Here is a 13,112-nt window from a genome sequence, read left to right as displayed (position 1 = left end):
ATATTATAATTTTTGGCAAATGTATTTAAAAAAATGTAATTTTTATAGTTTATAATTCTAAACTTTTCACAAAAAAAAATCAGGCAATTAACCTGATTTTTTATTTTTATTTTAAAATAATATTATTTTAATGTACTTGGACAAACGTAATCTGTCAAAGGGACTTCAGTATTTCTAATCCCACCCATTCCTTTTTCTACGTTTATCATATTGTGATATCCTCTAGCTTTAAGAATGGAAGCCCAAATTACTGAACGATAGCCACCAGCACAATGCACATAAAATTTATCATCTTTAGGAACTTCAGCCAATTGATCATTGATATAATCTAAAGGAATGTTTTTTGCACTATCAACATGTTCAGCAGAAAATTCAGATGGTTTTCTAGCATCAATCACGGGTAGTTCCTTATAGTGCTTTGCAAATTCTTCTGGTGAAACTGATTCAATGAAATCTACTTCAAAACCAGCTTCTTTCCATGCTTTTAGACCACCTTTTAAATACCCTAAAGTATTATCAAAACCAACACGAGACAATCTTGTAATAGTTTCTTCTTCTTGTCCTTCTGGAGTAATTAATAAGATAGGCTGTTTTACATCTCTAATTAAAGCACCAACCCAAGGAGCAAATCCACCGTGAAGTCCAATAAATATCGAACCCGGAACATGTTCTTTTACATATTCATCTTCGTTGCGCACATCAAGCACTACAGCTTCGGTTTGATTTGCTACAGTTTCAAATTCTTTTGGAGATAAAGGTTTATCAGCTTTAGTCATAATGCTATCTAAGCTTTCATATCCATTGATGTTCATCATTACATTCTGAGGGAAATAGGCTGGAGGAGGTGTTAATCCATCCAATAACTCAGCTTTAAACTCTTCTTTAGTCATATCAGCACGAAGTGCGTAATTGGTTTTCTTTTGGTTTCCTAGCGTATCAGTAGTTTCTTTACTCATGTTTTTACCACATGCACTTCCTGCACCATGATTTGGATATACAATTAAATCATCCGGCAAAGGCATAATTTTGTTGCGAAGGGAATCATATAAATAACCGGCTAACTTATCTTGCGTTAAATCAGCAACTAATTTTTGTGCTAAATCAGGACGACCAACATCGCCAATAAATAATGTATCTCCCGAAATTAAACCATGTGCTTTTCCGTTTTCATCAGAGACTAAGTAACAAGTACTTTCTAAAGTATGACCTGGAGTGTGAATTACTTTTATTGTATAATTACCGACTTTATATTCTTGATTGTCTTCTGCAGTTGTACATTCATAACCACATTTAGCCGTTGGGCCAAAAATAATTTCAGCACCTGTTTTCTTCGCTAAATCAATATGACCCGATACGAAATCAGCATGAAAATGCGTTTCAAAAATATATTTAATTTTCGCATTATCTTTAACAGCTCTATCTATATAAGGTTGTACTTCTCTTAACGGATCAAAAATAGCCGCTTCACCATTATTTTCAATATAATAAGCAGCATGTGCAATACATCCTGTATAAATTTGTTCTATTTTCATACTATGATTTTTTTATTTTTAATACTGTAAATATAATCATTAATTTAACTTTTATTAGTAACATAGGTTACACAAAGTAAAATTCTTTGAGCAAAATAAAACATGCCATTGCTAGGACAAAGTAGCCAAAACCTGTTTTTAATTGCTTTTCGTTTATAAATTTGTTTAGATACATACCTATAAATATCCCTACAATTGATAAGGATGTAAATTTTAACAGAAATAACCAATCTATAGTTAAATTTTGTACATCACCCATAAATCCTATTAATGAGTTCATAGCTATAATAAATAGAGATGTTCCAACTGCTTTTTTCATAGGTAGTTTAGCAAATAAGACTAACGATGGGATTATTAAAAAGCCTCCACCCGCCCCAACTAATCCTATAATAATACCGATAATAAAATTTTGAATAATTAAACTAAATACACTGCTTTTTTTATCTTTATCAGTTGTTTCTTTTTTCTTTTTTAACATGGAATAAGCTGCAAATATCATAATTATGGCAAAAAAGGCCATTAAAAAAGTAGCTTTAGTTAAAAGAATTGTACTTGTTTCTAGTATAGTATCTGGAATTCTAGGTACAATTTGATCTCTAGTTAAATAAACAGCCGTAAAAGAGGGTATAGCAAACAAAAAACCTGTTTTAACATCAACTAATCCTTTAAAATAATTTTGAGTAGCTCCAAAAACGGAAGTTGTACCCACAATAAATAATGAATAAGCAGTTGCTGTTACTGGATTGATTAGTAAAACATAAACTAATATTGGAACCGTTAAAATAGAACCTCCACCACCAGTTAAGCCTAAGATTAATCCAATAAACAAGGCTCCTATATAACCAAAGATTTCACTCAAAATTCTAAAATTTCTATATTATTTCTATTTAATTTAATTTTTCCTCTTAATTCTAAGGCTTTTAAAAGTCTAGATATTACCACGCGAGAGGTATGCATTTCGTAAGCAATTTCTTGGTGTGTATTGTTGATTTCAGTTTTACCCAAAACTTTTGCTTTATCAGTTAAATACTTATACAAACGTTCGTCTAAGTTCATAAATGCTAAAGTATCAATTGCTTCTAACATCTCTTTTAAACGTACATTATAACTGTCAAAAACAAAATTTCTCCAGGTTTTGTATTTAGTCAACCAATCTTCCATTTTTTCAACTGGAATCATAATTAAAGAACCATCAGTTTCAGCAACAGCTCTAATTTTACTTTTAGCATTTCCTAAACAGCAGGTTAATGTCATGGCACAAGTATCTCCACGTTCTAAAAAGTATAACAACAATTCATCACCTTTGTCATCTTCACGAAGAATTTTTATAGCACCATTTAATAGTAATGGCATAGATTTAATATAATCTCCTATTTCTATCAAATAATCATCAGCTTTGAATTCTTTATATGTTCCAACTTTATTAATTTCTTCTAATAATTCTTCTTCAAAAATATAATTATAGGATTGAAATAATTCTTCTCTCATTTGATCTTTGTTTTTGTAAAGGTAAAAAAAACTGTAAAAAGTAATGTAATTAATGTTACATTTTTCCCTTCATCATTTTATTCCAATACAGGTAAGGTAATCCATATTTTTTAAGAATCCACATGCTCCAATTTTCTTTTGTAGTATCTACAAATTTTGATAAAAAAGGATCAGAATCTCTAACATTATCATATTTGAATTCAGCTAAGACCATTTTACCATAACCTGTAACCAAAGGACAAGAAGAATAACCTTCGTATATAGAATGGCCTAATTTGTTTTCTTTTATCATTGTCATTATATTCTCAACTACAACTGGTGCTTGTTTTCTAATAGCAGCTCCAGTTTTTGCAGTTGGTAAAGCCGCTACGTCTCCAAGACCAAATATATTTTTAAACTTTAAATGTTGTAAGGTTAAAATATCAACATCTAACCATTTTTGAGCATTGGCAAGAGATGAATTTCTTATAAAATCTGGAGCTCTTTGTGGTGGAGCTAAATGCAGAATATCATAAGGCATAACGATTTCTGATTCACCATGAAACTCTTCATTTAAAACATTTCCTTCATTAATAACGCATTGATTTTCTTCGGGTGCAACACTTTTAAAATAAACCAATTTCTTTTCACCATCAATCTTTACGGGTGCATAATGAGGTTTAAAGTGGATTCCATAGTTAAAAATGACTTGCATTAATGTTTTGGCAAATTCTTTCACTCCAAAGATTACAGATCCTGGAGTTGCAAACACTACTTCTGTGTTTTTGACTTTATGTTTTCTAAAATAATCAGCGGCTAAATAAGCTATTTTTTGAGGGGCACCACCACATTTAATAGGAGTAATAGGTTGCGTAAATACAGCATTTCCTCCTTTAAAATTTTTGATCAATTTCCATGTATAATTTGGATCGGTATAATTACTGCAAACACCATTTTTGCCTAAACTTTCTCTTAAGCCTTCAATACCATCTAAATCATAAACTAAGCCAGGAGCTAGAACTAAATAGTTATAAGAAAGCGTACCACTTTCTGCTGTGGTTAAACTATTGTTTTCAGGTTCTAGTGAAACTACTTTGTCTTTTATCCAAGTCACCCCTTTAGGAATTACGGATGAAGTTGGACGCATTGTCTTATCATAATTAAATGCTCCACCACCCACAAGTGTCCAAGCTGGTTGATATACATGTTTTTCGGAAGGATCTATAATTGCTATTTCTAAAGTTTTATCTTTGCGAAGTAATTGTGCTGCAGTCATAATTCCACCAGTTCCTGCTCCGACAATTAAAATTTGATAGGTGTTTTTCATGGTAATGGTTTTTAGTTTAATACTGTAAATGTATTAATTCAAATAAATAAGAATGTAACTTATGTTACATCTACAGTATTTTGTTAACTATTTTGCACTAATAGGGTGTATAATTTATGAAATATTAAAATAATTCACATAATGAGTATGAATTCTGTTTCAAAAGTAAAAGCATATAATAAACATAATTTTCACAAGCATACGTTTTGTGTCTTTAAAGAAGTAAGCTTACAAGAGATTACACAACTACAACCTAATTACTCAAGTAAATCGGGTAGTAGTTATTATTTTACTGAGGAAGGTTTATATAGGGTTTCCAACCATTGGGGTAGAGCGGCAAATTGCAGGTGGAAGTTAGATTCGAGTGAAGTTAGAAGCGCAAATTCAAATTTAGTTGAAAAAAATCTGAATAAAGTTCAGATTAAAGTGGGTTATGCTAAATGGACTGACTTTTATCCAAACAACGAACAAGAGAATTTATTTTATATTCAAGTTGATTTTGAACATAAAACAGTTGATTTTCAACATAAAAATAACCCCAATTATGATGGAATTTCATGTTGTAGAAACGCATCTGAAACCGCTAAACGCATTAAAATATGTAAAGAAGTTTTACTAGAAAATAATTGGTTTAAGTATTTGACTTATATTGATTTGGAAGAATTAAGACATGAAATAATAAACGAGTTACTGACCACAAATAACTCGTTTATTGAAATTAAAAGAAACTATATTAAATAAATGGAAAACTGTTATTGTAAATCGGGCAAACCTTTTAAAAACTGTTGCGAACCTTTTCTCAACAAAACCGCATTTCCTAAAACTCCAGAGCAATTAATGCGTTCAAGATATTCAGCTTATGTGCTTCATGATGCTGATTATTTAGTTGCTACAACGCATATTTCTGAACGAAAATATTACTCCAATGCTGAGATTCTAAAATGGTCCAAAAGCAATACTTGGTTAAAACTAGAAGTAATTGAAGCTTATGAAAATATAGTTGAATTCAAAGCTTATTATCTAAATGAAAAACAAGAGGCTCAAGTTCATCATGAAAAATCTACTTTTAAAAAAGAAGATAAAGTTTGGTATTACTTTGATGGTGTATTTTTTGCGTAAAATTTAATCTATTTCCATTGATTGAAGGGTTTCATATTTTTCTTAACAACCTGAAACAAAATAAACAAAACCTAAATCGAAGTGTCAATCTTATAAGAAACCGTCAAGGTCAACATATATTGAATACCAACTTCTGTTTGGTTCGGATTAATAACTTTATCAAATCCAGCCGTTGAAACACCATCATAATAGAAACTCTTGTTTTTTCGGGCTAACTTTTTCATATAATTGACATTTCTATTGTTGTAATTGGTTTCAATTTCAGCACTCTCAAATGCTTGATAAACTTTGTATTGGTTTTTGGGAAAGTAAACCTCAAAAACTTCATTTGCATCTGGAGTTCCGACAATTTTCTTTTTAAACGCTTTTAAATACTTGTCTTTTTTAGCATCAGCCATTGTTAAGGCTTCATCAAATAGGGTATTGTGGATCTGATCTGAATTCTCATTAAAATAGTCTACTTTAATGATATCATGAATTTCATATGCAGAAGCCATAGTTATTATTTTTTCCAAATCACTTACGTTTTTTGTAGTAATGATTATATTTTTCTTAATTTCAAAACCTGTTTCAAATTGTTTGGCAGTAGTTCCTTCCACAGTAAAATCATATACTTTGGTTTGAGAAATAAAATCTATATAACTATCCTCTTTTTTAATGCCCAACGTTTTAATTTTAGCCATAAATCCATCAATTCTAGTATTTATTTGAGCGTTACAAGCTTTAACGGTTTCGGCTTCTTGGTTTAGTCCCAAAGTCAGTACAAAACCATCGGCTTTAGAATTCATAAGAATTGAAATACTTACCGAAAGCACATTGTTATTGACCGTAAGGATTTGGCTGTTTTGCGAGCGATTGCTAGTGGAACTTGAATTGCCATACACTTGATTACCGCTAATTTGGGCTTGACTAAATGCGCCAATAAATAAGAAGATTAGAAGGGCTTTGCTTTTTGTGATTCCTGTTTTCATATTTTTAGATTTTAAATTATTTACTGCAATAGTACTAATAGCCCAAAAAAAGCGTTTGGTAAATGAACTTTCCATTGACTATAAAGTTTTTTCTTTACTTTTACAGTACTTTTACAGTGGTATAGAAAACCTGTATGTTTATTTTTGACTCCAATTAATTAATGAATCCATTAGATCTTTTTCAAAACCTTAAAAACGATGTGCTTTTTGTCTATAAAGAGCATAATCCTTATTTTGAAGGGACATGGAAAACCTTTAGTTCACAAGACATACAAAATCTAATAGAACTCATTGAAATAAAGGTCAAACAAACCGTTAGTGAGAAGTGGATTTATACCCATTTAAAACCAGAAACGAATGACAAATTACCTAGAAAAGATATGTTGAATATCTTATCGCAATTGATTGGGTTTTCGGGCTGGGAGGAATATGTGTTTAAGCATAAAGTTGTGATTGCAGAACCTCAACTTAATGTAATGAAAAGCAACAAGAATAAGTTAATATGGTTGGCAGGATTACTTGTTATAACTGCAATAAGTGCTTTCGTTTTTTATAATCTAATTTATGAAAAAGACAATGTGCATTCACTAGAAGTAAAAGATTCTTATACCAATGATAAAATCAATATGGATGATATCAAAGCGACTATTGTAAGTGATAGTTCAGAAATTCCGGTAGAAATTATCAATTCAGAATTGCAAATAAAAACAACAGATAGTATTAAGGTTGTTATCAACAGTCCGTTTTATGAGCAAAAGGAAATTATGGTTACCAATGTGCATCCTCATCCAAATATTGTATTAGAACCTAACGATTATGCCATGATGTTGAAAGGTTTTATGAAATCTGACATTAAAGACTGGCAAACCCGAAAAGAACAATTAAATAAGATTTTTTCAGATGATCTAGAAGTGATTGTGATGCTTAAGAACAATTTAGGAGCTGAATATTTTAATAAAGAAGAATTCTCCGAAAAGTTAATCATTCCAAGTGCTTCGCTAAAGAAGATGAAAGTTTTAGAAATTAAAAATGAAGCCAACAAACAAATAAATTTTATACGAATCATACAACAATAAGATGAAAATTAAAGGCCTTACTTTTTTACTATTGACTTTTGCACTGACTACTTTCGGACAGAGCAACAATACTAGTGCATCCTCTAAAGTGGCAATAAAATCTAATTTTAGTTTTCAAGCCATTAAAGTTTATCAAGAAAGTGCGGTGTTTAAAGTAAAAGATTATTATGCTTATTTGGAATTGTATGCCAACGAAGAAGCTTCAGACTCATTAAAAACAGCAATTAAAAACGCTATTCATAATTTATTCATACAAAAAAATATAAAAGTAGTTGATTTTGTAACTTCAGAAAACAATCCCATACTACTAGATAAATTACTAGATAAAATTGAAAACAAAAACTACAAGTTTAAATTAACAGCTCTTGAAAATTCTATAGTAGGCGCTGACTTTTGGACCACCAAATACAATTTAGAAGTCATAGAAACCAACCAACGTTGCAGTATAGAAGTTTTTAGCAAGATAATTTTTAAACCTGTTGAAAAGAATTTCGGATCAACTACAAAAGAGGTATGGACACTTTTCTTAGGAGAAATAGAATGATTTTTTAATTATGAATTGTAAAATCACTATTCACTAACTAAACCGTTCTCCCCAAAACAAACATACTTTCCTGGTTGCTATCTATAATAAGTTGACTTATTCTATTTTCAACAGCAATCTCCAAAACCTCTTTAGCAGCAAGCGTTACAAAAGGTTTCGTTTCAGTAGCCCAACTCATTAAAGTAGCTTGTGAAGTAAAAACGCCCATAACCAATTTGCCTTCCGTTTCAAAGACCGAAGTAAACGATAATTGCGCTCCTTTTTCTAAATTGCTCCAACCTTTTTCTGGATTTTCTCCAGTAACTGGACTCGAAGTTGGAACAAGTAAATATGCATTATCTCCTTGTAATTCTTCCAAAACTGCCATAAATGTTTCTTGGTTTTGACTAGCTTGAAAGGCTTTTATTTTGGCTAATAAATTTGTATTATCTGGCTTGAAAGTAGTGTTATCTGTATTTGACATTTCATTTATTTAAGATGGCAAAGATAGCTAATTAATCCTTTTTCATAAACTTATAGGAAAAACTCTTATAACATTAGGGTGTTTTTCCTGACCCTTTTATTGGCTTTTTTTCTGACTTTTGTTTCAGCAACTACAAACCAATATAACACCATGAAAAGCACTTTGTTTATACTATTTATTTTGGTTTCACTTGTGGGTTGTGTAAAAGATAACAGTGCTAAGGCTAAGTTAAAAACGACTCAAGAAAACGAAGTTATAGAAAAAAGAAATTTGTTGAATACTAACGGCATGATTTTTCCAAATTACGCCATAGAACTTGAGGTTGACAGTTTTCAAACTAAAGAAAAAACCATTATTAAGCCTCATCAAAGCATCTTTTAAATACCTATTATGTTAGAACTACTTTATTCTCCTTCAATAATAAGTAAGCTTTTAGTTTTATTAACTTTTTTTCATGCCTTACTAAGACTCAAAACGAAAAAGAGAATTAACCAATACCTTTTTTACATTCTAGGGATTAGTGTTTTGGCTGAATTAAGCAATATATATTTAAAGTTTAATAATTTGTCTTATGATACTTTTATAACCTTTAGGGTTGTAATTAGTACCATTTTATGGTTTAGAATCTTGTACATGATTTTTAAAGCTAAAAAGTTGATTGTAGCAACAATAATTGCATTTAGTTTGTTTGCCTTTGTCAACCTTTTATTTATGGAAGGACCTTTGCAGTTTAATTATTACACGTTGATTTTTGGAGCTTTTCTGTATATTTTATTTTTTGTGTTTGAAAGTTTTAACCAATTAAAAAGAGATAATTTCTACTTTTTTCAATCCAATAAATACATTCTTATTGTATCACCTTTAATTTTCTTTTTTGGATTGAGTCTACTGTTTTTCTTTAAAAGTTATTACTTGGTCTCCAATACTATTATTCAAAACGTTAAGCTTTTTACCTACTTCAATATTATTGTAAATATAATTTTCTATGCGTCTTTGAATTATTATATTCTGAAAGAAAAGAGGTGATTTTAATTGTGAATTATGAGTCAAGAAACACAATTTTTTCATCCTGAACCATTTCTCACAACAACAAGTTTACAAATAGATTAACTTATAAATGCTTTACCCCACAATAACACCATCTTCCATTTGAATAATTCTGTCTGTTCGTTTGGCAAAATCTTCATCATGCGTTACAATAAGCAATGACAAATGTTGTTTGTCGCATAATTCTCTAAAAATAGTAAAAACATTATCTGCGTTATAACTGTCTAAGTTACCTGTAGGTTCATCACCCATAATTATTGAAGGATTATTGATAAGCGCTCTAGCAATGGCAACACGTTGTTTTTCTCCACCAGAAACCTGAGACGCTTTCTTAAGTGCCAAATGTTCAATCTTTAAGAGTTTTAGTTTCTCATAAGCATCTTGTTCTATTTCTACTAATGATTTTTCTCCCAGCTTTTTTGCAGGAAGCATTATGTTTTCTAAAACTGTAAAATCAGCTAATAAATAATGAAACTGAAAAACAAAACCAATATGCTTGTTTCTTATGTAGGATAACTTATTACTACTTTGCCCACTAATGACTTGATTGTTTAGTAATAAAGTACCTTCATATTCAGTATCCATAGTAGAAAGAATATAAAGTAGGGTCGATTTACCACATCCCGATTTTCCCATAATAGACACAAACTCTCCTTTTTCAATTTTAAAGTTAATATCCTTTAACACATGAAAACGAGCTGGCTTTTCAAAATACTTATTGATGTTTTGTGCTTCTAAAACTGTACGCATCTTATTGTCCTCTAATGATTTTTACTGGATCTATTTTTTTGGCTTTTTGAGCAGGCAAATACCCCGCAAAAAAAGTTGATAGTAAAGCGAACACTATTCCAATACCATAAAACCAAGGGTTGAAATTAATAGGGTAGGTCTTAATAGTTGGCAAAGCTTCCGTTTCAAAAGGAATAGTACTTATGAGACTAGATAAGCCAAAACCTAAGAGCAAACCTAAAACACCTCCTACAAAACCAATAATCATGGCTTGACTCATAAATATCATTTGAACATCCCTACCCGAGAATCCAATTGCTTTTAGTATGGCTATATCATTAATCTTTTCATAAATAAGCATGTTTAAAATGTTATAGATTCCAAAACCAGCTACGATTAATAAGGTAATGGAAACCGCATAAGTAATTAAGTTTCTAACTGTAGTTCCCGTCTCAAACTGAGCATTTGCAGTGTTAATGTCTATGGCTTTCAGTTCAAATTGTCGCTCTATGTCTTTAGCCATAGGCAAAGCCATTTCTATGTTGTTTAGTTTAATGTTGATATCTGTAATATAATTTTCTGCTTCTCCTAAAATGCGTTGCACCGTTTTAAGATTTGAAAAACTTTGAATGGCATCCACATCCTTAACTCCACTTTGATAGAGTCCCACAATTCTAAGCGGAAAGACATCTCCTTTTATGGTGCTTATTTGTATTCTATCTCCAACACGAAGCGACATCTTTTTGGCAATACCCACACCTAATAAAATACCATTTTCATTATGGTTTAAGGCTTCGGCAGAACCTTCTATGATATAATCCTTTAAATTGAATAACCGGGCTTCTTCTAAAGCATTAATTCCTGTCAAGTTCCCAGCAATTTCTATAGAACCCGCAATGTAAAAGATTTGGGCTTTAATTTGCGGAATAGCTCCTTTAACATTAGCATCTTCATTCAAATACTTCATTAAAGGCAAAGCATTGTGTATTTTTTTCTGACTTAGTTTGGGTTTTATCGAATGCACAATATGGGTACTGTTTACCAATTTATCATATAAAGCAATAGGTTGTTCTTTAGAAGGTTCAATTTCGTTATAGATATGAATGTGTGGGGTTTGATTCAACATCAAATTATCTAACATCGTATTTAAACCCGTCATAAAACTTACTAAAGTAATATAAGCCCCAATACCAAACGTTACACCAAGGGCAGCCACAGAAGTCTGTTTAATCTTTGTAATTAAATGCGTTTTAGCAATCGTTAAGATAACAGTCCAATTGATCATTTCTCCGTTTTATAAAGTAGTGTTTTTTCAGTAATCCCAGATAGGACTTCTATATATTCCATGTTGCGCAAGCCAGTTGTTATGGTTACTATTCCAGCATCTGTTTTTACTTTATCATCATCAAGTAAATAAGCTATCGGAATGGCTAGTATATTTTCTCGTTTGCCAATTACAATATTAGCTTCACCCGATAAACCTGGGTAAAGTACTTTAGGTGGGGTATTAAAAACAGCTTCAACTTTAAAAGTCTGATTGCGTTCATCTTTTTGAGGTAATATTTTAGTCACTTTGGCTGTAAAAATCTCACCTTTGTAAGCATCCAGATTTATAATGACCTCTTGTCCTTTGGCTACCTTAACAATATCCACTTCATCTACTAACATTTCAATAATAAACTGACTACCGCTTCCTAAAGTTGCTATAGGGGTTACGGTATTAATTAGTTCCCCTAGATTTTTATGAAGCGCATAAACTTTTCCGGTGATACTGCTTTTAACCGTATAATCTTTAGTAGCGACAAGAGAAGTATTGTAATTATTTTTAGCTTGTTTAACGGTGATTAACAATTCATTTTTAGTTCGGTTTAATTTACTTTGAAGAGTTGTTAAGTTGTTTTTTGCTAAATCATAATTCAATTTTTTAGTGTCGAATTCAATTTTAGAACCTATTTTTTGATCCCAAAGATTCTTTTGTCTAAAGTAATTGATGGAATCATTCTTATATTTCAATAGAGCAGCATTAATTTCATCTTTAATACTCTGAAGCACTGTAATTCCACCACTGTAATTATCATTCGCTAATTCCAAAGCAAGCTTAGCATTTTTAGCATTTAATTCGGGAGCTGTATTAATTACCTGAAACAAGGCTTGGTCTTTTCTCACAGGATCACCTTCTTCTACAAAACTATGCTCTAGTATACCCGAAATAACAGCATATACTTCATACAAGCTATCGGGTTGAATGATAACAGAACTATAAATAGATTCCGTCATATTAAGGCGTTGAGGTGTAATATGTTCATCTTTTTGACAAGCCAATACAAACAGACTCAATATTAGAAATAGAAAAAACTTTCGCATTAGGGTACACTTTAAATAATAGCATAAAGATAAGAGTTTTAAACTTTTATTTAACTGATAATTATCATGTTGTAAGTTGAAAGAGAAAGGTGTAAGGAGATTAGAGGAGTACATTACACAAAACATCTATGTAACCCTATCCCAAGCAAAGCACCTCTTTTCAAGCAAAAACCTATGTGCCTATGTGGTTAAAAAACTGTCCACAAACTAATAAATCTGTGCCCATCCGCGTTTGACGCAGTCAATCCGTTTCATCCGCGTTCCATTTTCCACAAGAAGTAAGAAGTCAGAAGTAAGAAGTCAGAATTTAGAATTTAGAAATATTAGGTAAGCTACAACACAAGTAAAACCACAAACTATGTAAATTATAAAAATTATAAAAATTTCTTTAATCTGTGTTCCTAAAAAAAATCCGTTTCATCCGCGTTTGACGCAGTCAATCCGTTTCATCCGCGTTCCATTTTCCACAAGAA

General features: G+C 31.0%; 14 protein-coding genes. 5 read left to right on the top strand and 9 right to left on the bottom strand.

The annotated features are described in order from the left end of the window. Window positions 1-122 precede the first annotated feature (122 nt). The 4 genes from AACZ53_RS10005 to AACZ53_RS09990 form a co-directional block, all read right to left on the bottom strand. Complete coding sequence (locus AACZ53_RS10005; protein ID WP_339837814.1) at window positions 123-1,532, bottom strand: MBL fold metallo-hydrolase; 1,410 nt, start codon at window positions 1,530-1,532, stop codon at window positions 123-125. A gap of 67 nt (window positions 1,533-1,599) precedes the next feature. Continuing rightward, window positions 1,600-2,391: a sulfite exporter TauE/SafE family protein gene (locus AACZ53_RS10000; protein ID WP_339837811.1), complete on the bottom strand. Its 792-nt coding sequence runs from the start codon at window positions 2,389-2,391 to the stop codon at window positions 1,600-1,602. Further along, window positions 2,388-3,020: a Crp/Fnr family transcriptional regulator gene (locus AACZ53_RS09995; protein ID WP_339837807.1), complete on the bottom strand. Its 633-nt coding sequence runs from the start codon at window positions 3,018-3,020 to the stop codon at window positions 2,388-2,390. Before AACZ53_RS09995 ends, AACZ53_RS10000 begins: the two co-directional genes overlap by 4 nt. Before the next feature lie 55 nt (window positions 3,021-3,075). After that, complete coding sequence (locus tag AACZ53_RS09990) at window positions 3,076-4,326, bottom strand: FAD/NAD(P)-binding oxidoreductase (RefSeq protein ID WP_339837804.1); 1,251 nt, start codon at window positions 4,324-4,326, stop codon at window positions 3,076-3,078. Window positions 4,327-4,473: 147 nt separating this feature from the next. Here AACZ53_RS09990 and AACZ53_RS09985 point away from each other — a divergent pair, with 147 nt between their 5' ends. Together AACZ53_RS09985 and AACZ53_RS09980 are read left to right on the top strand one after the other, a co-directional pair. Then, on the top strand, window positions 4,474-5,067 hold the full coding sequence (locus tag AACZ53_RS09985) for a hypothetical protein (protein WP_339837801.1): 594 nt from the start codon (window positions 4,474-4,476) through the stop codon (window positions 5,065-5,067). Next, window positions 5,068-5,445, top strand: a complete 378-nt coding sequence (locus AACZ53_RS09980) for a YchJ family protein (protein ID WP_339837798.1) — start codon at window positions 5,068-5,070, stop codon at window positions 5,443-5,445. It begins immediately after the preceding gene. A gap of 71 nt (window positions 5,446-5,516) precedes the next feature. Here AACZ53_RS09980 and AACZ53_RS09975 read toward each other — a convergent pair whose 3' ends face one another. Continuing rightward, entirely contained in the window at window positions 5,517-6,491 is a 975-nt protein-coding gene (locus AACZ53_RS09975) for an SIMPL domain-containing protein (protein ID WP_339837795.1), read from the bottom strand. An 86-nt stretch (window positions 6,492-6,577) separates the two neighbouring features. Here AACZ53_RS09975 and AACZ53_RS09970 point away from each other — a divergent pair, with 86 nt between their 5' ends. Beyond that, on the top strand, window positions 6,578-7,492 hold the full coding sequence (locus tag AACZ53_RS09970) for a hypothetical protein (RefSeq protein WP_339837792.1): 915 nt from the start codon (window positions 6,578-6,580) through the stop codon (window positions 7,490-7,492). A gap of 1 nt (window position 7,493) precedes the next feature. After that, on the top strand, window positions 7,494-8,036 hold the full coding sequence (locus AACZ53_RS09965; RefSeq protein ID WP_339837789.1) for a hypothetical protein: 543 nt from the start codon (window positions 7,494-7,496) through the stop codon (window positions 8,034-8,036). Window positions 8,037-8,073: 37 nt separating this feature from the next. Here AACZ53_RS09965 and AACZ53_RS09960 read toward each other — a convergent pair whose 3' ends face one another. Further along, on the bottom strand, window positions 8,074-8,499 hold the full coding sequence (locus AACZ53_RS09960; protein ID WP_339837786.1) for an SseB family protein: 426 nt from the start codon (window positions 8,497-8,499) through the stop codon (window positions 8,074-8,076). Window positions 8,500-8,649: 150 nt separating this feature from the next. On the opposite strand from AACZ53_RS09960, the gene AACZ53_RS09955 reads away from it, so the two are divergent. Beyond that, window positions 8,650-8,880 carry a hypothetical protein gene (locus AACZ53_RS09955; RefSeq protein WP_339837783.1) on the top strand — a complete coding sequence of 77 codons (231 nt, stop codon included), beginning with the start codon at window positions 8,650-8,652 and terminating at the stop codon, window positions 8,878-8,880. A 741-nt stretch (window positions 8,881-9,621) separates the two neighbouring features. Here the strand turns inward: AACZ53_RS09955 and AACZ53_RS09950 are convergent. The 3 genes from AACZ53_RS09950 to AACZ53_RS09940 are packed head-to-tail and all read right to left on the bottom strand — an operon-like array spanning window position 9,622 to window position 12,552. Beyond that, complete coding sequence (locus AACZ53_RS09950; RefSeq protein WP_339837780.1) at window positions 9,622-10,296, bottom strand: ABC transporter ATP-binding protein; 675 nt, start codon at window positions 10,294-10,296, stop codon at window positions 9,622-9,624. A 1-nt stretch (window position 10,297) separates the two neighbouring features. After that, window positions 10,298-11,560: an FtsX-like permease family protein gene (locus tag AACZ53_RS09945; protein WP_339837777.1), complete on the bottom strand. Its 1,263-nt coding sequence runs from the start codon at window positions 11,558-11,560 to the stop codon at window positions 10,298-10,300. Then, complete coding sequence (locus AACZ53_RS09940; RefSeq protein WP_339837775.1) at window positions 11,557-12,552, bottom strand: efflux RND transporter periplasmic adaptor subunit; 996 nt, start codon at window positions 12,550-12,552, stop codon at window positions 11,557-11,559. The genes AACZ53_RS09945 and AACZ53_RS09940 overlap by 4 nt, the downstream gene beginning before the upstream one ends. Window positions 12,553-13,112: the final 560 nt, after the last annotated feature.

Origin of the sequence: uncultured Flavobacterium sp. (assembly GCF_963975005.1) — a bacterium.
Lineage (GTDB): Bacteria > Bacteroidota > Bacteroidia > Flavobacteriales > Flavobacteriaceae > Flavobacterium.
The sequence above is the reverse complement of the archived record's forward strand: the minus strand, read 5'-3'. Positions and strand labels throughout refer to the sequence as shown.

What these genes read in the sequence shown, in the direction of transcription:
- AACZ53_RS10005 (WP_339837814.1), bottom strand. Translation starts at nt 1,532, where the DNA reads ATGAAAATAGAACAAATTTATACAGGATGTATTGCACATGCTGCTTAT.
- AACZ53_RS09995 (WP_339837807.1), bottom strand. Translation starts at nt 3,020, where the DNA reads ATGAGAGAAGAATTATTTCAATCCTATAATTATATTTTTGAAGAAGAA.
- AACZ53_RS09990 (WP_339837804.1), bottom strand. Translation starts at nt 4,326, where the DNA reads ATGAAAAACACCTATCAAATTTTAATTGTCGGAGCAGGAACTGGTGGA.
- AACZ53_RS09985 (WP_339837801.1), top strand. Translation starts at nt 4,474, where the DNA reads ATGAATTCTGTTTCAAAAGTAAAAGCATATAATAAACATAATTTTCAC.
- AACZ53_RS09980 (WP_339837798.1), top strand. Translation starts at nt 5,068, where the DNA reads ATGGAAAACTGTTATTGTAAATCGGGCAAACCTTTTAAAAACTGTTGC.
- AACZ53_RS09975 (WP_339837795.1), bottom strand. Translation starts at nt 6,491, where the DNA reads ATGGAAAGTTCATTTACCAAACGCTTTTTTTGGGCTATTAGTACTATT.
- AACZ53_RS09970 (WP_339837792.1), top strand. Translation starts at nt 6,578, where the DNA reads ATGAATCCATTAGATCTTTTTCAAAACCTTAAAAACGATGTGCTTTTT.
- AACZ53_RS09965 (WP_339837789.1), top strand. Translation starts at nt 7,494, where the DNA reads ATGAAAATTAAAGGCCTTACTTTTTTACTATTGACTTTTGCACTGACT.
- AACZ53_RS09960 (WP_339837786.1), bottom strand. Translation starts at nt 8,499, where the DNA reads ATGTCAAATACAGATAACACTACTTTCAAGCCAGATAATACAAATTTA.
- AACZ53_RS09955 (WP_339837783.1), top strand. Translation starts at nt 8,650, where the DNA reads ATGAAAAGCACTTTGTTTATACTATTTATTTTGGTTTCACTTGTGGGT.
- AACZ53_RS09950 (WP_339837780.1), bottom strand. Translation starts at nt 10,296, where the DNA reads ATGCGTACAGTTTTAGAAGCACAAAACATCAATAAGTATTTTGAAAAG.
- AACZ53_RS09945 (WP_339837777.1), bottom strand. Translation starts at nt 11,560, where the DNA reads ATGATCAATTGGACTGTTATCTTAACGATTGCTAAAACGCATTTAATT.
- AACZ53_RS09940 (WP_339837775.1), bottom strand. Translation starts at nt 12,552, where the DNA reads ATGACGGAATCTATTTATAGTTCTGTTATCATTCAACCCGATAGCTTG.